General features: G+C 63.8%; 15 protein-coding genes, 1 tRNA gene and 1 pseudogene. 6 read left to right on the top strand and 11 right to left on the bottom strand.

Annotated features, from left to right (window positions below; genetic code table 11):
* Positions 1–10: 10 nt before the first annotated feature.
* The 6 genes and pseudogenes from RHIBR816_RS0102670 (at position 11) to RHIBR816_RS0102650 (ending at position 6,205) form a co-directional block, all read left to right on the top strand.
* On the top strand, positions 11–1,435 hold the full coding sequence (locus RHIBR816_RS0102670) for an NAD(P)/FAD-dependent oxidoreductase (protein ID WP_018234986.1): 1,425 nt from the start codon (positions 11–13) through the stop codon (positions 1,433–1,435).
* A gap of 21 nt (positions 1,436–1,456) precedes the next feature.
* Complete coding sequence (locus RHIBR816_RS0102665; RefSeq protein WP_018234985.1) at positions 1,457–2,935, top strand: HAMP domain-containing sensor histidine kinase; 1,479 nt, start codon at positions 1,457–1,459, stop codon at positions 2,933–2,935.
* Between the two features lie 145 nt (positions 2,936–3,080).
* Positions 3,081–3,157 (top strand) — tRNA-Arg (locus tag RHIBR816_RS0102660).
* A 233-nt stretch (positions 3,158–3,390) separates the two neighbouring features.
* Positions 3,391–3,807 (top strand): annotated as a pseudogene (locus RHIBR816_RS38260) (polysaccharide biosynthesis/export family protein); the annotation flags it as partial.
* A gap of 243 nt (positions 3,808–4,050) precedes the next feature.
* Entirely contained in the window at positions 4,051–5,379 is a 1,329-nt protein-coding gene (locus tag RHIBR816_RS33620; protein WP_245262747.1) for a hypothetical protein, read from the top strand.
* Between the two features lie 34 nt (positions 5,380–5,413).
* Positions 5,414–6,205, top strand: coding sequence for a hypothetical protein (locus RHIBR816_RS0102650; protein WP_018234983.1), 792 nt, complete (start codon positions 5,414–5,416; stop codon positions 6,203–6,205).
* Positions 6,206–6,269: 64 nt separating this feature from the next.
* On the opposite strand, the gene RHIBR816_RS0102645 is transcribed toward RHIBR816_RS0102650, so the two are convergent.
* From RHIBR816_RS0102645 to RHIBR816_RS0102585, 11 genes are all read right to left on the bottom strand, one after another.
* Positions 6,270–6,671 carry a hypothetical protein gene (locus tag RHIBR816_RS0102645; protein ID WP_018234982.1) on the bottom strand — a complete coding sequence of 134 codons (402 nt, stop codon included), beginning with the start codon at positions 6,669–6,671 and terminating at the stop codon, positions 6,270–6,272.
* 99 nt (positions 6,672–6,770) lie between these two features.
* On the bottom strand, positions 6,771–10,112 hold the full coding sequence (locus RHIBR816_RS0102640; RefSeq protein ID WP_018234981.1) for a M10 family metallopeptidase C-terminal domain-containing protein: 3,342 nt from the start codon (positions 10,110–10,112) through the stop codon (positions 6,771–6,773).
* Between the two features lie 616 nt (positions 10,113–10,728).
* Entirely contained in the window at positions 10,729–12,288 is a 1,560-nt protein-coding gene (locus tag RHIBR816_RS33615; RefSeq protein WP_018234980.1) for a BCCT family transporter, read from the bottom strand.
* A 584-nt stretch (positions 12,289–12,872) separates the two neighbouring features.
* The gene (locus RHIBR816_RS0102625; RefSeq protein ID WP_018234979.1) at positions 12,873–13,343 is read right to left on the bottom strand and encodes an aminoacyl-tRNA deacylase; all 471 of its coding nucleotides are present in this window, start codon (positions 13,341–13,343) and stop codon (positions 12,873–12,875) included.
* A gap of 117 nt (positions 13,344–13,460) precedes the next feature.
* Entirely contained in the window at positions 13,461–14,138 is a 678-nt protein-coding gene (locus RHIBR816_RS0102620; protein WP_018234978.1) for an isoprenylcysteine carboxylmethyltransferase family protein, read from the bottom strand.
* Positions 14,139–14,554: 416 nt separating this feature from the next.
* The gene (locus RHIBR816_RS0102610) at positions 14,555–14,986 is read right to left on the bottom strand and encodes a DUF1810 domain-containing protein (protein ID WP_018234976.1); all 432 of its coding nucleotides are present in this window, start codon (positions 14,984–14,986) and stop codon (positions 14,555–14,557) included.
* A 43-nt stretch (positions 14,987–15,029) separates the two neighbouring features.
* Positions 15,030–16,016, bottom strand: coding sequence for an aldo/keto reductase (locus RHIBR816_RS0102605; protein ID WP_026186572.1), 987 nt, complete (start codon positions 16,014–16,016; stop codon positions 15,030–15,032).
* Between the two features lie 198 nt (positions 16,017–16,214).
* A complete protein-coding gene (locus RHIBR816_RS0102600; RefSeq protein ID WP_018234974.1) occupies positions 16,215–16,799 on the bottom strand; it encodes a YigZ family protein in 585 nt (194 codons plus the stop codon).
* A gap of 272 nt (positions 16,800–17,071) precedes the next feature.
* Positions 17,072–20,779: a trifunctional transcriptional regulator/proline dehydrogenase/L-glutamate gamma-semialdehyde dehydrogenase gene (gene putA / locus RHIBR816_RS0102595; protein WP_018234973.1), complete on the bottom strand. Its 3,708-nt coding sequence runs from the start codon at positions 20,777–20,779 to the stop codon at positions 17,072–17,074.
* Between the two features lie 190 nt (positions 20,780–20,969).
* Positions 20,970–21,284: a YkgJ family cysteine cluster protein gene (locus RHIBR816_RS0102590; RefSeq protein WP_018234972.1), complete on the bottom strand. Its 315-nt coding sequence runs from the start codon at positions 21,282–21,284 to the stop codon at positions 20,970–20,972.
* Positions 21,285–21,357: 73 nt separating this feature from the next.
* Positions 21,358–22,164: a phosphodiesterase gene (locus RHIBR816_RS0102585; RefSeq protein WP_026186570.1), complete on the bottom strand. Its 807-nt coding sequence runs from the start codon at positions 22,162–22,164 to the stop codon at positions 21,358–21,360.
* Positions 22,165–22,337: the final 173 nt, after the last annotated feature.

The following is a 22,337-nucleotide window of genomic DNA, read 5'->3' as shown; positions in this document are numbered from 1 at the left end:
GGCGTGCGGCGTGGGGACCATACTCTATCCGGACATCTGCGTGATCGGCGGCGGGGCGGCCGGCCTGTCGGTCGCCGCCGGTGCGGCTGCCTTCGGCGTCCCTGTCGTTCTCGTCGAACAGGGCAAGATGGGCGGCGATTGCCTGAACTATGGCTGCGTGCCCTCAAAGGCGCTGATTGCGGCAGCCAGGCAGGCGCAGTCGATGCGCCAGGCCGGCGAGTTTGGCCTCGTGGCCGCAGAGCCGTTCATCGACGGCGAAAGGCTGCATGCGCGTATACGCGCGGTGATCGAGGGCATCGCGCCGCATGATTCCGCAGAGCGCTTCGCCGGCCTCGGCGTAAAGGTCATCCACGAAACGGCCCGCTTCGTCGATGACCGGACGGTCGCTGCCGGCGATCTTCTCATTCGCGCCCGACGCTTCGTCATCGCCACGGGCTCGTCGCCTGCCATTCCGCCGATCGCGGGCTTGGCGGAGACGCCGTACCTGACCAACGAAACGCTGTTCGACTTCAAGCACGTGCCGGGTCATCTCGTCGTCGTGGGCGCCGGGCCGTTCGGTCTCGAAATGGCGCAGGCCCATCGCCGATTGGGAGCCCATGTTACGGTTGTCGAGACAGCCGATGCGCTTGCGAGGGAGGATCCGGAACTGAAGACGGTCGTCCTCGACGCCCTCCGGGCCGAAGGCATTGCTGTCCATGAGCGAACCACCATCCGTTCCGTCGAACGCGATGGCGATGGAATCCGGCTGCATTGCGACATTGAAAACGGACCGTTCGACATCGACGGCAGCGACCTGCTACTGGCCACGGGCCGCGCTGCCAATCACGGCGCCCTCGATCTCGGCGCGGCCGGCATTCGCCACGATGCGGAGCGGATCGAGGTCGGCGCGGACCTGCGCACGAGCAACCGCCGCGTCTATGTGATCGGCGACGCGGTCGGCGGTCTGCAGTTCACCCATGCGGCCGGTTATCATGCCCGGCTCGTGCTGCAGCAGATCCTCTTCCGTCTGCCGGCGCGCGAAATGCGAAACATCGTCCCGCGGGTCACCTTCACGGACCCGGAGATCGCCCAGGTCGGCCCGACCGAAGACGAGGCGCGTGCAAGCTTCAGCGCGGTCGAACTGGTCCGCTGGGAACTGTCAGAAAACGATCGGGCCCGAACGGACGGCCTGGGACGGGGAATGGTCAAGGTCGTGGCCGGCCGAGGCGGCCGGATCCTCGGCGCCGGGATCGCCGGCGCCGGTGCGGGCGAGATGATCAACCTCTGGGCCTTCGCCATTGCCAATCGGCTGACGCTCAAGAGTTTTCGCGACTATGTCGCGCCCTATCCCACGCTTTCCGAGATTGGAAAACAGGCGGCGATCTCTTATTATTCTCCCATGGCGCGAAATCGCTTCGTTCGCTCTGCGATCCGCCTCTTGCGGCGTTTCGGCTGAGGCAGGGAATAGTCACGGATCATGGTAGAAGACGCACGTCCGGCCAATGAGACTGCGCCGCCGCGAGCGGCCGTCGGATTTTTGCGCGGGCTCTCCGGCAAACTCCTGTTGCTGACGATCGCTTTTGTCATGCTGGCCGAGGTGCTGATCTTCGTACCGTCCGTCGCGAACATGCGGATCCGCTGGCTCGAGGACCGGCTGAACACCGTGGCCGCTGCCGCCGTCGTCGTCGACGGGCTCCAGAACATCGAACTGCCGCGCGCCGTGCAGCGCGAGACCCTGATGGCCACCGGCACCAAGGCGATCGTCATCCGCCGCAAGGACGCCTCGCGGATGATCGCCACCGTCGACATGCCGCCGGCGATCGACGGCGAATACGACATCGCCAATTTCACGGCCCTCGGCGCGATTCGCGACGCTTTCGATATGCTGCTTTTCGGCGGCGGCCGCGTCATGCGCGTCTATGGGCCGCTCGGCGAGAGCGACGCGACGATCGAGCTGGTGATGAAGGATACGAGCCTGCGAAAGGCCATGCTCGTCTATTCGCGCAATGTCTTCCTGCTGTCGATCGTCATTTCGCTGATCACCGCGGCGCTGATCTTCCTCGCCATCAACCGGATGCTGATCGCGCCGATCAAGCGCCTGACGGCGAGCATGCAGGAATTCTCCGATGAGCCCTCCAGCCCGGAACGCGTCCTCGTGCCGCCGGACGGGCGGGACGAACTGGCGGTCGCCGGCCAGCACCTCGCCAGCATGCAGCGCGAGTTGCAGAAGACATTGAAGCAGCAGAAAAGCCTCGCCGAGCTTGGCCTTGCCGTTTCGAAGATCAATCACGACATGCGCAACATCCTGTCCTCTGCGCAGCTCATCTCCGACCGGCTGGCCGATGTCGACGATCCGGTGGTCAAGCGCTTCGCGCCGACACTGCTCAGAACCATAGACCGCGCCGTCGGCTACACCCAGGAGGTTCTCTCCTATGGGCGGACTGCGGAGGCCGAACCGCATCGCCGCTTCGTGGCACTCCGCCCGCTGGTCCAGGATGTCGGCGAGCTCCTGGCGGTCGATCGCAGCGACATCGAATTCGACGTCCAGGTCCGCGACGACATCATGGTCGATGCGGATAGCGAGCAGCTTTTCCGCGTCGTCCACAACATCTGCCGCAATGCCGTCCAGGCGCTGACCAGCCACCACCCCGAGGACGGCCGCCCGAGGGCGATTTCCGTCTCGGCCGTCAGGACCGGCAGCGTCGTGACGATTTCGATCGAGGATACCGGCCCGGGCATGCCGCCCAAGGCTCGCGAAAATCTCTTCGCCGCCTTCCGCGGTTCGGCGCGCTCCGGCGGCACCGGGCTTGGCCTGGCGATCGCGCGTGAGCTGGTGCTCGCCCATGGCGGCACGATCGCGCTCGTCGAGAAGCCGACACCCGGCACGCTGTTCCGAATCGAGCTTCCGGACCGCCCGGTGCGGCTCGATGCTTTCCGCGCGAAGGGACGCTCCTGAAGCCTCTCCTGCGACGGGATTGTTAGCGCAACGCCGGCTTGTCCACCGCTCGCAAAAATGAAGTTTTTTGCCGAAAGGCGCTTGCAATCCCCGAGAGGACGCTTTAGAGGATCGCCACGCAAGCGGTGGTCACCGCTTCAGGCACGCACCCGTAGCTCAGCTGGATAGAGCACCAGACTACGAATCTGGGGGTCAGGAGTTCGAATCTCTTCGGGTGCGCCATTCTTTCCAAATTGACGATTGTCACGCTATTTTGCCTTGTTGGCCGCGATGGCGCCTTTGGCCCTCACTGCGGTCTCTCGCAGCAGTCCCCGCGACATAGCCAAAAGGTGGTGCCTGCTTATCCAAACGAAGTACTGCCGTTGGTTGATGAAAATCAACTAAGCAAGATAGTGGATACCGATCACCTTAATTGAAGCTCTTCGCTGCGAAACAGTCTTGCTACGCTGAACGTTATGCTTGCGGATCATCGGCGGCGTGCGCGCACGACCCGTAGCAGCCGCGCATGGCAGGAAGGATCACGGATGGCTGATCTAAGAAGGTCCGTGGCGACGTGCGACAGCTCTGTATGCCCCAGCAGCGATGGACGAACGAAGGCGGCTTCACGTCATCGCGGTCAGCACGTCTTTCTTGAAGCCGCGCTCCGCTTCATTCCAATCTGCCTTATTGTGCTGTTTGCACCTTCTGCGGGAGGCCAGTCGGCAACTGACGACAGACTCGCCCCGCAAGATACGGTCGAGATACGCGTTTCGGGATGGCTGCTGAACGACACTTTTACGATCGGGACAGACGGGACACTCGAACTTCCGGCGATCGGACGCCTACCCGCGGCAGGTCTGCGTGCGAGTGAACTGGCAAAACGGATAGCCGATCGCTTGCAGGCCAGAAGCGGTAGCGACCTACGGCCGGTCGCGAACGTCCAACGACGAATGCCGGCGCCCGAACTACAGTCATCGCGGGCGCCAGCGGAGGAGCCGCGCGCGGTGGAACCCGAGGCGCCGGAGCCATCCCGAGCTCTGGACCGCCGCAGAGCGGACGATTTGCTCCGTCAACTGGCGGCTACCCGCAACGATGCATTCCAATACAAGCAGAGCCTCGCTGGAGATCATCGACGGATGGCCGCCTTGACGCAGCAACTTGCCGCGGCACGGCAAGAGCTCAAAGCCAACAGGGCTCAGCTGGAGCAGGTAGCGAGTGCGGCGGAGCGAGACAGACGCGCTGCGGAAATTTCGATCAAGGTAGCTCGTGAGCTGGCGGCGCGTGAACGGGCCAAGGGCGTCGCATCGGAGGAAAAGCTCCTCGCGGCCCGCAGGGAAGTCGACGCAATCAAGAACAGCGCTCAAATGGCCGCTGGCGAGCGTGAGCAAATTCTCCGCCGGGAGTTGGACGCGGCCAGGAGGGATCTCGACAGGGCACAGCAGGCGGCCGCCGACGCTGGCGCACGGGCGCGAAAATATTCCGAGATCGCGGCTGACCAGGGACGAGCCCTTGAACAACAGCGGCAAGGAGCCGAAGGGCTCGCGCGCGATCTGATGGTGATGATCCGCGAAATCGAGCGTCTGGAGGATGAGGCGGCCGGACTCACCCGCTCAAAGGCCGCCGTGCTCCGGGCGCGAAACGCTGCGGAGGTGTCGCTGGGGAGCGCCAGACGAACCCTTGAACAGGAACGGCGAAAGTTTGCGGAGGTCGAACGCGACCTTGCCCTGGCCCGACAATCGGCCGCCACTTTGGAGGCTGGCGTCAAGCAGGCAGCGGCAGACCAAGCCGCCGCGGTCGCGGCCGGAAAGCGTGCCGAGGCCGCGGCAACGCGGGCCGGGGAAGCACTCGCCTCGGAACGCGAGAAGGGAGGATTGCTGGCGCGCGATCTCGAAATCGCACGCCGGGAGCGTGAGAGGGCAAAGGAGGAACTGGTCCGGCTATCGGCCGCCGCTGCACAGGCTGGCGTGAAGCAGGCGGCAGAGCAAGCCGCCGCGATTGCGGCCGGAAAACGTGCCGAGGCCGCGGCAACGCGGGCCGGGGAAGCACTTGCCTTGGAACACGAGAAGACAAGATCGCTGGCGCGCGATCTCGAAATCGCACGCCGGGAGCGTGACATGGCAAAGGAGGAGCTGGTCCGGCTATCGGCGATGCAAAGCGGCGAGAACAACCAGGCCCCGGCAGAGGGTCACGACGTTGCAACGGGATCGACGGAAACCGGCGGACTCAAGGCTAGGGTTCAGCGCGTCAAGGCGAGCGTCGAGCGGGAACCGAAGGCACGCGTCGGCAAGCGAACCAGCGAACGTGCAAAGGCGGTTGCGCGCAGGCGCGCCGGATCGGCCGGTGAAGCAAAATCGTTGGAATTCCGCAAGGTCGAGGTCCTCAACCCAGCACCATCCGTTCGATCGTTCACGGTAGCGCTCCCTAGCGCACTGCTCCCAAGACGGTCGCCGGCACGTAGCCGCTGATAGAGAAGATGGAAGGCAAATGAGGAATCGAGCAATGCGCAAGTACTTGGCTGCCACATTGTTGATTGCTGTTGCGATTGGACCTGCTTTGGCCCTTGACGCCGGCCTTGGCGCCAAGGTCGGACCCGTCGGACTCGGCGTGAGTGTGGGGGCCGGCAAGGGCGGCGTGTCGGCTGGGGTCGGCGGAAACGTCGATGGTGTAGGCGGAGCCACAGGCGGAACCTCGGTCGGCACGAAGGGCGCGTCGGTCGGGATTGGAACGTCTGGCAGCGGCGTCGGCGGTGCCAACGCTGGCTCCTCTGTCGGAACGAGCGGCACATCGAGTGGCGGAGCGTCGGCGGCAGCCGCTCCGAAAAGCGGATCGTCGACAGCCGGGGCCGCCGGCACAAATCCGGGGAGCGCTGCAGGGGTCCGGGCAGGTTATGGAAGTGCCAATACGACGACCGTCATCGCTCCGGCAACGGGCGCAAGACCCGCTATCGTGCTGCCGCGAATCCTTTGGCCGTTGAAGGCGAAGCGCCCAGCGAACGAGCGCGGCGAATGGGCTTATCCCTTGCGGCTGCCGATGTCACTTGTTGCTGTTCCGGGTACCCCGAATAATGTGGTTCTCACCTGCCGCCAAGCCATCGCGTCGTCTGCGAGGGCCCTTGGCGCCGTGCGGGTGCAGGCGGCAAGTGCCGGACATTTACTGCGGCATCGCGGCGGTGCGCTCACGGCGCCGCTTGCTGTGCGCATAGACTATCCAGATCAAGGCGGCGTCCAGGTCCGCCAGGCGCGAATCCGCTGTCGCCTCGACCCCTCAGGCACGGTCGTCGCTGTGATCTAGGGTGTGTGCACGATGTGACCGGCTGGCCCGCAACCCGTCGGCGACGCGTGCACGCCCGGGCTCGTCAATACATAACTGTGTTGAGTGTGACGTAGACAGGCGAACCAGCCTCGACCTGTGTGCTGCCGCGTGCGACCAGCCAGCCATCCGCCCGCTCCAAGCGCGCGACGATCCGCAGCCTTGGCGAAGCAGTCGAGCTTGCGGGCGGGAGCAAGGAAAAGGCTATCGCCTTCGACCCGCCGTCGCTCTTGATGCGCGTATCCGAGGCGCGACGTCGCGCATTATCCTGAATGCCAGGGTCGTCGAGGTAAATCTCAAGGTGACCTTCCGGGATGACCGCGCCGCCTTCGAAGGTAACCGTGCCGCGAATCTCCGTCGATTGCGCAGCGACTGCCCCGGCGACCGCGGCGACAGCCGCAGCTCCGACGGTCAACAATATTGTGCGGCGGCCGGTCGGGCGCTTCATCTCACACTCTCCCATGATCGCCCCGCAAGATCCTTGCGGTAGCGGTCTACAACTGAAGCACCAGGCGGGGCGCCTGAAAGCGCCCCGCCTGCGGTCGAGTCAGATGATAACGAAGTCGGCCGCCGAGAGCCTCAGATTTGTGCTCAGTTGCGCAAACTGAATGGCCGCAACCTCGCCGCCGCCATCGGCGTCATAGGACAGGATGCCGCTATCGGTATCGTAGATAATCCGGTCGTCGGCGTCATGAGCGACACCCGCCGCACTCCCGTAGAACGCGCCCAAGGCGAGCGCGCCGTCGGCACCGACGCTCTCAAAGACGAGGTTGTCCAGCAGGATCGTGTCGTCGATGACCCTGAAGTCCTTGATCCAGTCGACATTGCTGTTTCCAAGCTCGGTCGAGAAGCGGAATGTATCCTCTCCCTCGCCGCCGGTAAGCGTGTCGGCCGCCAGACCGCCATCCAGCAGATCGCTGCCAGCGCCGCCATCGAGCGTGTCGGATCCCGCAACGCCCGGCTGGGGCGGCGCAGGGGGGAATTCGACCGATACGTTCAACTCGTAGGTCGAGCCCGTCGGCACGGCTTCCGCCCAGCCATCGCCCGGCACCGTTGGCGACCAGCTGCCTTCCAGTATGTAATAGCTCCCGGTCTCCTGAGCGACGAATACCAGGCTTGAATCCCGGTTGCTTGCAGAGCCGGGGTCGCCGCCGCCATCATCGTTCTGGGCGACGATGTTGCCGGCGCTGTCGAGCAGCCTGACCCAGCTGTCATGGACATTCGGATCGGCAATTCCGTCGATGTCGATCGTAATGACGGTACCGGCCGCCAGGTCGATCTTGTAGTATCCGCCCTGGCCGTTTCCGGTGGCGTTGACGGTCGTATGAGGCACCGTCGTCGAATCGAAGATGTCGGGGTCGGCGGTCAGGGAGAAGTTGTTGGAGATGTCGAAGGCGGCTGCGATGGAGTTGTTCGTCGCGTCCGGTCCGAGCGTCGCATAGCCGGTTCCCATGCCCGGGCGTGGCGGCGCGTCGCCCTGATAGGCAAAGTCGCCGAGCAGGGTGTCATCGCCGCGGCCGCCGTCGATCCTGTCGTTGCCGCCCTGACCGGTCAACACATTGGCTGCGCCGTCGCCGGTCAGACGGTCATTAAATCCCGAGCCGGCAAGATTTTCGATGGAGACATATCTATCTCCGCCGGACCTGCCTCCATCAAGACTGAGCCTGACACCGCTCGTCGCGTCGGCGTAGTCTGCCGTGTCGCTGCCGGCGCCGCCGTTCAACCGGTCCGCGCCGCCGCCGCCGGTCAGCGTATCGTCGCCAGTCCCGCCGGAGAGCGCGTTGGCAAGTGCACTGCCGATCAAATGGTCATCGAAAGACGAACCGACGGCATTTTCGAAGCCCTCGAGGATATCGTGCCGGATCGCAGCACCTCGGCCGACGATTTGCACCGGACCGTCACCGTCGCCGCCATTGGCGGTGCCGTTCTCAAGATCGATCGTCACACCGTCGGAGCTGCCGGCGTAGATCACCGTGTCGATACCGGAGCCGCCGTCCAGATAGTCCTGTCCGGCGCCGCCGATGATCGTGTCGTTGCCGCCTTCGCCATAGATGATGTCGCCATCATTGCCGCCATCCAGAATGTCGTCGCCGTCGCCGCCGTTGAAGTAATCGCCGCCGCCCTGGCCCCAGAAATGGTTTGCGGCGGCCGTGCCGATGAAGCGGTCGATGCGGTCATCTGAACCGATCAGGTTTTCGATGCTGTAGAAAGTGTCACCCGAGGCAGTACCGCCGCTGGCGACATTGGTGGCGAGGTTGACCAGCAGCTGGAAGGGGCTCTCCTTGCTGAAATCGACCGTGTCGACGCCCGCTCCGCCCCTGAATATATCGATACCGTCCTGGCCGCTCAGCGTATCGTCGCCATCGCCGCCGTCGAGAATATCGTTGCCCTGGCCGCCGAGAATGGTGTCGTTGCCGCGGCCGCCGTAGAGCGTGTCGTTGCCGTCGTCGCTTTCGGTCTGGTCTTCGAGGTCGTCCACATCGATCGTGTTGTTGATGTCGCGGCTGGCAAGCGAGTCGCGGCCGCCGATGATCAGGTCGTCACCGCCCTGGCCGAAGATCGTGTCGTCTCCGGCGCCGCCGTCAAGCGTATCGTTTCCGTCGGTGCCGAAGATGATGCTCGCCATCGTGCTGTCGCCGATGCTGGGCGGGGTCTCGCCGCCGCCCTCGCCGGGCTGGATCGTCGACTCGTCGGCATAGATGATGTTTTCGACGTTGGCGATTTTCCTGATCTTCAGGTGCCTGGACAGGAGGATGACCGTGTCGTTGCCGCCGTTCGCCTCCTCGCGAACGATGTCCTGCCATGAATCGACGAAATAGATGTCGTCGCCGCCATTGCCGGCCATGCGGTCGCCGCCGGCGCGGCCGTCGAGCGTGTTGGCGCCGTCATTGCCGATCAGGATGTCCTTAAACCTGCTGCCGATGCCGTTCTCGACATAATAATCGGTCGCATCCGCATTGTGTCCGGCGAAGATCGACACATTGTTGCTGTGGCCGTTGACGCTGGAGAACTGTCCGGCGCGCAGGTCGAGGATCGTGCCCGCCGTCGAGCCGGAGAAGTCGATCGTGTCGGTTCCGCCGGTGTCATGGATCGCAAAGCCGATGTCATGCTGCATGCCCGTGGAGGTCAGCTGGTAGCCATACTGCGTGCTGCCGAAGCCGTAGACATTGTCGCCGGTGTTGAGCTCGATGTGCTGATAGGTGCGCACGCCATTCTCGTCGACGGTCGAGAAAAAGCGGCGAATGACGGCCTCGATGTCGGCGATCAGCGGCGTCGACGCAGACCAGCGGCTGGTTTCGCCGACATCGATCCCATCGAAATAGGACATGACGCTGTATTGCTGGCGGTCATAGGTCCAGGTCGCATTGTTCAGATAGTTGATCTGCACGCCGCCGGGACCGCTGTAATTGTAGAGCCCGGGATGGTTCAGCCCGAATTCATGGCCGAATTCATGGATGAAGGAATCGAAGACGTAGCCGCCGATATCGGTCTTGTTGGGTTCCGTGTCGTGGAAACGCTGACCGACGCTGACATAGCGATCGCTCGAATAGGCGCTGCCGTCGTCCTCCTCGCCGAGCTCGGGGCTGACAACCTCCATCCAGTCCGTGGTGCTGTCGAACGGCGCGTCGTCGACGATTTCGAATTTCAAAGGTGTGACAGCCGCCCACATCTCTAAAGCGCCGATCGCGGCCGCCTTGTATTCCGGATGGTCGTTGAGCTCATAAACGTTGATCCTCAGCGTTCCCGCTGCAATCTCCGGCGTCAGACTGCGGGGCAATGCCCCAAGATAGTCGAGAAAGGATTCATAATCCTCGCTCTTGCCATAAGGGTTGTCCGGCGTCTGATCGTTCACCCACCATTCGTCGCTCGTCTCACTTGGATTGGGCATCGTGAGGTTCCCTCTCTGAGGATTGTGCGCAGTTACGGCCATACCGTTCTGCAGCTAGCCAATTTTCCATCACACGCGTCGCGTGCGCCTGCCTGCCAGCCCCGTCACCCGGCGCGAATAATGTTATTGCAACCTTTGATTTGTCACCCCCACAAAGACGGGGGTGATGTTAACAATTGGGAGCGCGGCGAGCGTCCTGGAGGACGTCAACGGAACGTTGCGAAATTCAGAGACAGACACGCAGCGCGCGCGACGCCGCGCGCTAGATCACTTCATCGTTTCATTGAAACGGTGAAATGATCCAATTCTTTGAAATTACGCAATTCCGGACGGAAAACCGTTACACACTTTTCCTGGAATTGCTCTAGATAAGCCTCGCGACGAAACAGAGCATTACGGATGGGGATTGGCGCGTCCTTGCAATGACCATGAACGGGATCAACGCCGCAGCGATCATAACGCTGCTTCTATCGCGTGCGATCGACCGCTCCGCCTGATGCCGCTCCAGGCGCTGCCGGTATCGCGCCGGCGCGCGCGGCATTCTGCGGCGACCTGTTGCTCGATGCGAGCACAAGCCGCCGCGTCTCGATTTCCTCGGCTGCCGGATGGATACGGGTCAGCCGTCGGCCTCCGCCGTCTTCAATTTCGGCTCGAGCTCATCGAAATGCCCGTGCACTTCGATGTCGTCCAGCAGGCCGACCCAGAGCGAAGCGCATAGGCCGACCATCACGATCAGGAACGGCGCGGCGGCGATGATCGACGCCGTCTGAAGGCCGCCGAGGCCGCCCATGACGAGCAGCACGCAGGCGGAGGCGGCGGCAAGCAGCCCCCACAGCATGACGACGCCGGCCGGCGGATGCACGGTGCCGCGCGACGACAGCATGCCCATGACGACCGAGGCCGCATCGGCGCCGGAGACGAAGAAGATCGCCACCAGGAACATCGCCACGGTCGAGGTCAGCGTTGTCGCTGGATATTGCGACAGGAGCGAGAACAGCGAGACCGGCGCTCCCTTGTCGTTGACCGCTTCGACCAGACCGCCGGCGCCCATCAGTTCGGAATGCAGAGCGGTGCCGCCCATGATCGTGAACCAGACGAACGTGACCGCGCTCGGGATGACCAGCACACCGATCACGAACTCGCGGATGGTGCGGCCACGGGAGATGCGGGCGATGAAAACGCCGACGAACGGCGCCCAGGAAATCCACCAGGCCCAATAGAAGATCGTCCAGCTGCCCAGCCACTTGCCGTCGCTGAAGGCGGCGGTGCGGAAGGACATGGAGACGAGGTCGCTGAGATAATAGCCGAGAGACTCGATCAGCGTATCGAAGATGAACACCGTCGGGCCGGCGATCGCCAGGAAGAGCAGCAGGAGCACGGCGACGGCCATGTTCATGTTGCTCAGGAACTGGATGCCTTTGCCGACGCCGGACACGGCCGACAGGATGAAGGCGAGTGTGAGCGCCGCGATGATCGCCAGGGCGATGGCCGGCGTCTCGCCGGTGTTCCAGAGGAAGTTCATGCCGCTGTTGATCTGCTGTGCGCCGAGGCCGAGCGAGGTCGCCGTGCCGAACAGGGTGGCGCTGATCGCCAGCACGTCGATGGCGCGGCCGATCGGACCGTGGATCTTGTCGCCGAGGAGCGGGTGGAAGGCGCTGGAGACCAGGGTCGGCAGATCGCGGCGATAGCTGAAATAGGCGAGCGACAGACCGACGACGGCATAGATGGCCCATGGATGCAGCGCCCAGTGGAAATAGGCGTACTGCATGGCAACCAGCGCCGCTTCCTTGCTCTGCGGCTCGGCCATGCCGTGCGGCGGAGCGCCGAAATGGAAGATGGGTTCGGCAACCCCCCAGAACATCAAACCGATGCCCATGCCGACGCTGAACATCATACAGACCCACGAGACGGTGGAGAACTCGGGCCGCTCGTCGTCATGTCCGAGCTTGATCCGGCCGAAGCGGCTGATCGCCAGGAAGATCGCGAAGATGAGGAAAAATGCGGTCGAGACGACGAAGCTCCATCCGAAGCTCCGGATAACACCGTTGAGAACGGTACCAGCTACACTTGACAGGCTGTCGGGCGCGACGACGCCCCACAGGACAAATCCGCCGGCAATGACGATTGCAGGCAGGAAAACGCCGGGGTCGATGCCCCGCACTTGCGTCGTTGACATCCGCGATGCCTCCATTTGTAGTCGCCCCGTGCGCCCGGCTTCTTGTAGGAGGGCATTTCCTGATTTTGGGATCAGGTCGGTGCGCACCTTGCTAATGGCCGTATTGCCCAGCGTGAGGCCTATCGGTTGCGACTTCAGGGGAAAAGATTCCGACGTTTCCCCAAATAGGGGCAATGCGCCGGCCGAGGCAGAGGGGGTCTGTTTTGCCACGGGAAGATTTGCGGCCCGGCTTGTGAAGTATTTTATGGGAATTCGGAAATGCAGGAGAAGAAATTTATCCCGTAACTGAATGAAATTGTGTTGAAAATTTTAGAATTTTATCGCCGGAATATCGAGGGTTGCACTATGGTGATGCAGATAGGCTTGCAAGTCCACGCAAGCGCTTCCGCTTTTAACAGCGCCTTCCGCTTTTTTGCGGATGCATAGGGTTCATCGCAGCACTTCGATGTGCTGTGTTCCATCCTTGCAGCGAACTCGGTCCATGCGTCGCGTCGGGAACTGCGCATACGCTGAATGCCCGCGCAGATCGCGGCGCGCCATGCATGCAAGAACCGTTCGGCCCATCAGTGAGGCATCTGCGTCACTCAGCCGGGATGGCTGAAGCGGGCCACCTGGGCGTCCCTCGTCAGGTTGCGGAAACTCGTGCCGCTCATATGCACCAGGGTCCTGTGGTCGCCGCCCTCGAAATAGACATCGTTGGCCTTGTCGAGGCTCTCGTCGAGGATGACCGGCACGCCATAGGCCGACCCGATGGGCGGCACGGCGCCGATCTCGCAATCGGCAAAGAGCGTGCTGACCTCCTCCTCGGAGGCGAGGCCCAGGCGCCGGTTCATGACATCCTGCAGTGTCGAGAGCTCGACCCGGTGCGTGGCCGGCACGACGGCGAGCACATAGCCCATCTCGTGGTGCACGACCACGGATTTGGCCAGCCGGTTGCCCGGAACGTGGGCTGCCTCGGCCGTCTGGCTGGTCGTGGCGGTGCGATGATGAGGGACGGTGTCGTAGTCGATGCCCTCTGTCTCGATATAGTGCTGGAGTTTCTTTGCAATCGTCATCGTAGGCGTCCTTCTGTTTGAGCAGTGACGCAGGGATGATTTTATTCTGCTCTGATCGTCTGCGGAGTCAACGGCGAATGGATCCGGCAAAGGCGGCGCTACCGCCTTCGACGGCAGTCACCACACCAACGGAACGAGCCGATAGCGCACCCGTTCCGCATAGGCGTCGTAGTCCGCAAGGCCGGCGCGCAGCGCCTTTTCCTCGATGCCGATGCGGATGGCGAGCAGGGCCGCAAGCCCCAGCGCGGCGAGGAGACCCCACCAGGAACCGAGCAGCAGCGATGTGCCGGCGACGAAGAGCAGGCTGCCGCTGTAGAGCGGATGGCGGACATAGCGATAGGGCCCGGTGGTGACCACTCTTTGTCCCCGCTCGCTCTGCACCTTCACGACGGGTGCGGCGAAGCTGTTTTCGCGCATGACCCGGTAGCTGAAGCCGATGGATAGCACCAGCAGCAGCGCCCCCGCAGCCTGCACCCATGGCGGCACCGCCGACCATTTGAATCGTGCTGCATCGAGCGCCATGAAGGCGAAGGCGAGGAACAGGAACGGCAGAAGTACGGCAAGGAGCACCTTGTCGGCCTTGGGCTGATCCTTCTGGATCGGTGCGGCCAATCGCTCCTTGAGCAGCGCCGGATCGTGCCAGGCAAGCAGCAGCCCGGTGACGAGCGAAAGTGCCAGCATGATGGCGAGGTAGATCCATGCGGCCGGCCAGGCGAAGGTTCCGGCCGAGGCGAAGAGTACGGCTCCCATGATCCCGAACCAGATAACGGTCTGGGCGATCAACCTGACGACCATGAGCGAACTCCTTGCAACGCTTGTCTGTCGTGGGGCGACTGCTCTCGAACCTAACGGTGCACTGAGGCACGTTTGCGGCAGACCCCGTTTCCATTTTCGCGCGTACACGATGTTGTGCATCGGGCGCGTCTCAAAACCGCTGCTGCGGATTCCCACATGATTCCCGTTGGTAAGCCGTTGAAAGGAGGGGCCTGAGTGTATCGCTACATGATGAAGGAGCTGATGCTGATCATCGTCGCCCTGACGGCCTGCGCCCTTCTGATGTTGTTCATCACCTACTGCATGTGTCCTTAAATCGTAGCCGATTTAAGGACAAAAACATGCAGCAATTTAAAGTGCTACAGCGTCCTTTGTGCGTCTGATAAGACGCACGGCGCTGTGGTTGCCGGTCGCATCGCTTTGAGGCTGGTCGGTGTTCACGTCCTGCCGAGAATTTCCGTCGTTCGAGGATCCCTGGTGCCATCGTAATAGCGGTCGAGCGCTTCCTTGAAGGCGGCGATAGTCGGGTCGGCGGTCGCGAAGAGCGTCATCGACGAGCGGAACTTGAGATCGTCCGGCCGACCGAAGATTTCCAGTGCGCTGCACCCCCTGACAGCATTCACGGCTTCCGTGCATTCGACAAGGCGCCGGCCGAGAAGCGGGTGTGTGAGATAGGCCCGCGCCTCGTCTATATCCGCCAGTGCATAGTATTGTGCCATCGACGAATGGCCGAGGCTGCGGATCTGCGGGAAGACGAACCACATCCAGTGGGTCCGCTTGGCGCCGGCGCGAAGCTCCGCCAGCGCGGTCTCGTAGACGCCTTGCTGTGCCGCGACGAAACGCTCGAGATCGAATGCTTCGCTCATCATTGGCTTGCCTTGTCCGGCCGTTAGGCAAGCGCCGTCGCAGCCCTTACCATCTCTGATGAACATGGACCTTGATCAGCCGCTCGTAAAGCGCGGCGATCGCCTCCATGGCCGCTCCGTCAATCGGGGCAAGCGCGCTGGCGGCCGCATTGGATTGCGCCTGAGCCGCGTTGCGGGCGCCGGGAATGACGACGGAGACAGCCTCCTGCGCGAGGATCCAGCGGAGCGCGAATTGCGCCATCGGCACATCGGCCGGGACCAGGTTGCGCATCTGTTCCACCGCTTCCAGCGCCGCCTCGAAGGGCACGCCGGCGAAGGTCTCTCCGACGTCGAAGGCTTCGCCGTGACGGTTGAAGTTGCGGTGGTCGTCTGCCGCGAAGACCGTATCCCTGCCGATCTTGCCCGAAAGCAGGCCGGAGGCGAGCGGTACGCGCACGATGATGCCGACATTCTTCTTCCTCGCCTCGGCGAAGAAGAGATCGTGCGGCCGCTGCCGAAAGATGTTGTAGATGATCTGGATCGTGGCGACGCCCGGATACTCGATCGCCTTCAGGGCCTCCTCGACCCTTTCGACCGAGACGCCGTAGTAGCGGATCTTGCCCTTGACCACGAGATTGTCGAGCGCGCCGAAAAGATCCGGACGATAGTAGACGTCGGTCGGCGGGCAGTGAAGCTGGACCAGGCCGAGCGTCTCGACGCCGAGATTCGTGAGGCTCCGGTCGATGAAGGCTTCGATATTGGCGCCCGTGTAGCCGTCGGCGACATGCGGATTGAGCCGGCGCCCCGCCTTGGTCGCGACGAACGGCTTCTCCCCGCCTCTTTCTTTCAGCACCGCGGCGATGATCTTTTCCGAACGCCCGTCGCCATAGACATCGGCCGTGTCGATGAAGGTGACGCCGTTGTCGAGCGCGGCGTGCAGGGCGCGCTTGCCGTCCTCCTCGCTGACATCGCCCCAGGAGCCGCCAATTTGCCAGGCGCCGAAGCCGATCTCCGAAATTGCTGCGCCTGTCCGTCCCAAAGTTCTCGTTTTCATCCGCAGGTCTCCTCGATCACGCTATCGTCGTGGCGGCGCCACGCATGTTTTATCGATCATTTGTATGATGATTATGAGACCTACAGCGCCGCGCGTCTTGTCAGACGCGCAAAGGTCGCTGTAGCACTTTGAGTTGCTGCATGTCTTTGTCCTTGAATCGAGGTCGATTCAAGGAGACATGCAGTAGGAAAAGGGCGATCAGTTCTCGAGCGCTATGATTGCCCTGCCGCGGCTGAGATCGCTCACCAACGCGAGCGTCGCTTCCTCCTCCTCCTTCCGCAGTTCGATCTCCAGGACCGCACCCGTGTCGGTAAACCGCTCGCTGGCGATCACGACGCCGCGGGCGGTGAGCCGCGCCTTGAGGATAGCCAGATCGGCGAAGTCGCAGGAGACCGTGGCACGCAGCCTCTCGACCAACTCGACCTTTTCCGCCGCCCTGAGGCAGAGCGCGGCGGTGCCGCCATAGGCGCGGATCAGACCGCCGCTGCCAAGCAACACACCGCCGAACCAGCGCGTAACGACGACCGCGACGCCGGCGAGCGACTGGCCGTCGATCGCCGCAAGGATCGGCTTGCCCGCCGTGCCGCTCGGCTCGCCATCGTCGTTGAAACGATAGGTCTGGCCGACGCGCCAGGCCCAGCAATTGTGATTGGCGGTCGGATCGGAATGGGCGGCGAGAAAGGCCTTTGCCGATTGCTCGTCGTCGATCGGACCGGCGATCGCCAGGAAGCGGCTCTTCTTGATTTCCTGTGTGGCAGTTTCGATGCGCTGGAGGGTGAACATCCGCTTCGTCCGGTTTTTCGAGCGGTGATAGCGGAATGGGGGAGGGTGCGCTAGCAAAGTTCGAAGCGCGATGGGCAGCCCCTCATCCGCCTGCCGGTACCTTCTCCCCGCATGCGGGGAGAAGGGACCATCGGCGGCGCCTTGCCTCTCTTGGGCTTGCTGAGAATGAGAGATTCATATGGGGCACGTACCCTCTCCTCGTCAAAACGGGGAGAGGGTGAGTCCTGGGTTAAACCCGAGGAGAGGGGCAAGATCGAGTGGACTCCTCGCACTCAGCCGATTGCCATCAGGCTGGCATTGCCGCCGGCCGCGGCCGTGTTGATCGAGGTGGAAACCTCCTCGACCAGCCAGTTCAGGCAATAGGCGTCCGGATTGCGGGCGATCTCCTCGCTCGAGGCGGCCTGAACCAGGAGGAGCGGACCGGGCAGCGCTGCGATCGCCTTGTTGACCTCGCGGATGCGTTCGGCATCGCCCTCGACGAGTGCCCCGGCAAAGGGGCCGTCGGCGGCCCAGTCCTTTGACCAGGAGACGCGCAGCGCGACGCTGTGCGGCAGGCTTTTCAGCGAGGCTTGCAGGCCGGAGGCGGCGTCGATAACGGCGCTGTTGCCGGTTGCGAGCGCGGCGGCGAGCTGGTGGTAAAGGCCGCTCTCGCTCGCCGGTACAAGGAGGAGGCGGCCGCGCGGATGGAGCGCATAGAGGTTGCGCTCGCCGACCGGGCCCGGGAGCTCCAGATACATTCCCAGCGCCGAGCTGCTGCCGGCATTGCGAGCCGCTTCCGCTTCGGCCGTCGCGCCCCGACCGTCGAGCCAATTGGCGAAATCGAGAAGCGTCGGGTCGGTATGCACGGAGCTGTGCTGCGGCGGCACCGGTGCGGTCGTCACCAGCCGGCCGAGATAGAGCGGTCCGCCCGCCTTGGGGCCTGTGCCCGAAAGGCCGCGGCCGCCGAAGGGCTGCACGCCCACCACCGCGCCGATGACGTTGCGGTTGACATAGAGGTTGCCAGCCTTGATGCGGCTCGTCACATGGGCGATCGTCTCGTCCAGGCGCGTGTGCAGGCCGAAGGTCAGCCCGTAGCCGGTCGCGTTGATGTCGTCGATCAACCGGTCGAGCTTGTCGCGACGGTAGCGGATGACGTGCAGCACTGGCCCGAAGACTTCGCGCGTGAGATCGGCGAGCTTCTCCAGTTCGATGATCGTCGGCGGCACGAAGGTGCCCTTTTCCGTTTCGGCGGCAAGGCCGATCTGCTCCACCTTGCGGCCGAGCCCGCGCATCCGCTCGATGTGCTTGTCGATGATTTCCTTCGCTTCCGCCGTGATGACCGGGCCGACATCCACGGAAAGCCGATCGGCGCGGCCGATGTTCAGTTCGTGCAGCGCCCCTTTCAGCATGGCGAGCGTACGATCGGCGATATCCTCCTGCAGGCAGAGCACGCGCAGTGCCGAGCAGCGCTGGCCGGCGCTGTCGAAGGCCGAGGCGATGACGTCGCCGACCACCTGTTCGGCGAGCGCCGAGGAATCGACGATCATGGCGTTTTGGCCGCCGGTTTCGGCGATCAGCGGGATCGGCCGGCCGGCGGCCGAGAGACGATCGGCGAGCTGCGTCTGAATGAGCCGCGCCACCTCCGTCGAACCCGTGAACATCACGCCCGAAGTCTCGGACGCTGCCACCAGCGCGGCGCCGACGCGCCCGTCGCCCGGAAGGAACTGCAGCGCACCTGCCGGCACACCGGCCTCGTGCAGGATGCGCACGGCTTCGGCGGCAATCAGCGGCGTTTCTTCCGCCGGCTTGGCGAGCACCGGGTTGCCGGCGACCAGGGCTGCGGCGATCTGGCCGGTGAAGATTGCCAGCGGGAAGTTCCACGGGCTGATGCAGACGACGGGACCGAGCGCCCTGTGGCCCGGGCCAAGGGTGCGGCGCGTCTGATCGGCGTAGTAGCGCAGGAAATCGATCGCCTCGCGCACCTCGGCAATGGCGTTCGGCAGCGACTTGCCCGCCTCGCGGATGATCAATCCGAGAAGGGTCGGCATGCGCGCCTGCATCAGCTCGGCGGCGCGATCGAGGCAGGCCGATCGTTCGGCCGGCGAAACGGCGGCCCAATTCGATGCCGCATCGGCGGCAAGGCGGGCGGCCCGCCTTGCATCCTCCTCGGAGGTCTCGGTGACCGAGCCGACGCGGTCGCGATGGTCGCCCGGATTGACGACCGGGCGGGTTTCGCCGTCGGCAACGCCCGTTGCGAGCTGCGGTGCCGCCGCCCATGCGATCGTGGCGCTTGCCTTGAGCATTTCGGTCAAGTCGGCGAGTATCGCCTCGTTGGAAAGATCGAGCCCGGCCGAGTTCGTGCGTGCGGCGCCGAAGAGCTCTGCCGGCAGCGCTATTTTCTCGTGCTTGGAGCCGACGACCGGCATGGCGCGGACGATTTCCACCGGATCGGCGACCAACTCGTCGATCGAGACGCCCGGATCGGCGATGCGGTGCACGAAGGAGGAGTTGGCACCGTTCTCGAGCAGGCGGCGCACCAGATAGGCAAGCAGCGTCTCATGCGTGCCGACCGGCGCATAGATGCGGCAGGGCCGGTCGAGATTCTCCTGCCCGACGACTTCCTCGTAAAGCGGTTCGCCCATGCCGTGCAGGCATTGGAACTCGTACTTGCCGACCTGAAAGTCCTTGCCGGCCATATGATAGATGGCTGCGAGCGACTGGGCGTTGTGGGTAGCAAACTGCGGGAAGACCACGTCGGTCGCCGACAGCAGCTTGCGGGCACAGGCGAGATAGGAGACGTCGGTGTGGATCTTGCGGGTGAAGACCGGAAAATCCTCGAGGCCGTCGAGTTGCGCCCGCTTGATCTCGGCGTCCCAATAGGCGCCCTTGACGAGCCTGACCATGATGCGCCGTCCGGCGCGCCGCGCCAGATCGATGACGAAGTCGAGCACGAAGGGGCAGCGCTTGCCATAGGCCTGCACGACGAAGCCCATGCCGTTCCATCCGGCGAGATCGGCATCGAGGCAGAGCTCCTCCAGAAGATCGAGCGACAGTTCCAGCCGGTCGGCCTCCTCGGCATCGATGTTGAGGCCGATATCGTATCTCTTGGCGAGGAGGGCGAGGGCCTTCACCTTCGGCAGCAATTCGCCCATGACGCGCGACGCCTGTGCCCGCACATAGCGCGGATGCAGGGCCGAGAGCTTGATCGAGATGCCGGGGCCCTCATAGATGCCGCGTCCGGCGGAGGCCTTGCCGATCGCGTGAATGGCGCGCTCGTAGTCCCGGTAGTAGCGCTCCGCGTCGGCGGCGGTCGTCGCCGCTTCGCCGAGCATGTCGTAGGAATAGCGGAAACCCTTCTGTTCAAGCGCGCGGGAACGGCGCAGCGCTTCATCGATCGTCTCGCCGGTGACGAATTGCTCGCCCATCATCCGCATCGCCATGTCGACGCCGCGGCGGATCACCGGCTCGCCGCAGCGCGAGATCAGCCGCGTCAGCGCCGCCGCGAGGCTGCGGTCGTTGACCGTCGCCGTCAGCTTGCCGGTGACGACCAGGCCCCAGGTGGCAGCGTTGACGAACAGCGACCGGCCGCCGCCGAGGTGCGACTTCCAATTTCCGTCGGCGATCTTGTCGCGGATCAGCGCATCGCGGGTTGCCGTGTCGGGAATGCGCAAGAGCGCCTCGGCAAGGCACATCAGTGCCACACCCTCCTGGCTCGAGAGCGAATATTCCTGCACCAGCCCCTCGACGCCCGAACCCTTGTGCTTGGCGCGCAATGCCTCGACCAGCTTGCGGGCGGTCCGGGCGGCGGCGTCTCGCGTTTCGCGGGTCAGCGTCGCGGCTTCGACGAGCGGCGGCAGGCATTCCGTCTCGGGCCGGCGATAGGCGGCCGTAATCGCCTGGCGCAGCGTGCTCTGGATCCGGATCGGTGGCGCGAAGTCTGCAAACGGCGCGTGGCCGGCGTCGGGGGTGATGCTGGGCTTTTGAAGCTGGGTCTGGCTCATCGAACACGGTCCTCCACGCGGGGTAGCAAGGCGCTCTGGCGCGCTTATATTCGTGGCCGAAAAATACGCTCTGTGGCGCCGAACATCCATCCGGCAATTTTGCCATGCCGTAGGATTTTTCTCTATGCACGCCGCGACAATGGGAGAAACATACGGATCATGCGGGGATGGTCCGGATGGTTCTCACAATTCAAGCCGCGGCGCCGAAAAGGCGTTCGCGGGCCATCAGGCATTCGTCGTCGCCGGGCATGCAAGTCCGGCAGACGATCGGTCGCACGGCGTAGACCTTGCAGGCGACGAATTTGCCGAGCGTGCCTTCGAGTGCCGTGCAGCGGTCGTTTTCGCAGCGCATGCCGCCCAGGTCGGCTGCGACGTGATCGGCCGGTATTCGCTCCAGCTCTTCGTCCGTCTCCAGCGAAAAACGTGGCCATTCGGCCGAATAGGCGCAACAGGCGCCGCAGCTTTGGCAATCGAAGTCGTGGACGGGAGAAAGGGAAAGGGTCATGGCGCCAGCCTATCACGAAGCCGATGGCGCCGGAATGGCTGAAACCGTGCCGTTTTCGACCTTGCGAGGCGCCTCAGGCGACCGCTGCACCGCGCCTGGCGATCTCGTAGTCTTCGGTGTGGACGAGCACGCCGTCGCGCGTGACCAGCGCTATTCCGTAGGCGGCAGGCTCGTCCACCGAGAGCGAAGCGTCCGGAAGTTCGAAGGGCATGGGCTGCTGATGGACGGTACTCTTGAAGATGGAGAAGGAGATGCCGCGGCTGGAGCCGCTTATGGTGCGGTGCACGTGGCCGGCGAAGATGTGGCGCACATTGCCGTGCCGTCGCACCAGCCCATAGAAATCCTCTTCGTTGATGAGGCGGATCATGTCGATGCCGACGAAGCCGGTGACGTGCGGCGGGTGATGCATGAAGATCAGCACCGGCCGGTCGCCGGCGCTTGCCAGTTGCCGGTCGAGCCAGGCAAGGCGCCTGTTGCAAAGATAGCCGGCATGGCTGACCGGGTACTCGTAGGGCGGCGCAAACAGGGTGTCGAGGAGGATGGCGCGGCAATCGGGAAAATCGATCACCTGCTGGACGAAACCATTGTCGTCCTTTGCCGCCTCGGCGAAGACGTCGAGAAAAGTCTCGCGCCGGTCATGATTGCCGATCATGATCGCCGCCGGCGGATTGAGTTCGCCGAGAAGAGATTTCAGTCGCTGGTAGGATGCGCGGTCCGCTTCATGGGTGAGGTCGCCCGCGAAGATCACGCGGTCCGCGTCCGGATGGTAGCGATTGACATGCGCAATGCCGGCGGCGAGCCGCCGATACGGGTCGATCCCGATGATCGCCATGCCTTCGGGAACCATGTGCAGGTCAGTGAAGATGATGAACTTCGTCATCGGGCCGCCCGGAGCGATGCGTCTTGTGTCCACGCTCCCGCGCTTGCGCCCGAGCGTCAAGCGGCAACTTTGGGTGCATGGGGAGCGCGCGTGCCCTTGATAAAAGCTCTTGCCACTGCGCCCGTCGGTGCTCTTGCGGCCGGACCGCGAAGGCTGTATGGATCAAGTCGGGG

Source organism: Ensifer sp. BR816 (assembly GCF_000378985.1).
Classification (GTDB): Bacteria; Pseudomonadota; Alphaproteobacteria; order Rhizobiales; family Rhizobiaceae; genus Sinorhizobium.
The sequence above is the reverse complement of the archived record's forward strand: the minus strand, read 5'-3'. Positions and strand labels throughout refer to the sequence as shown.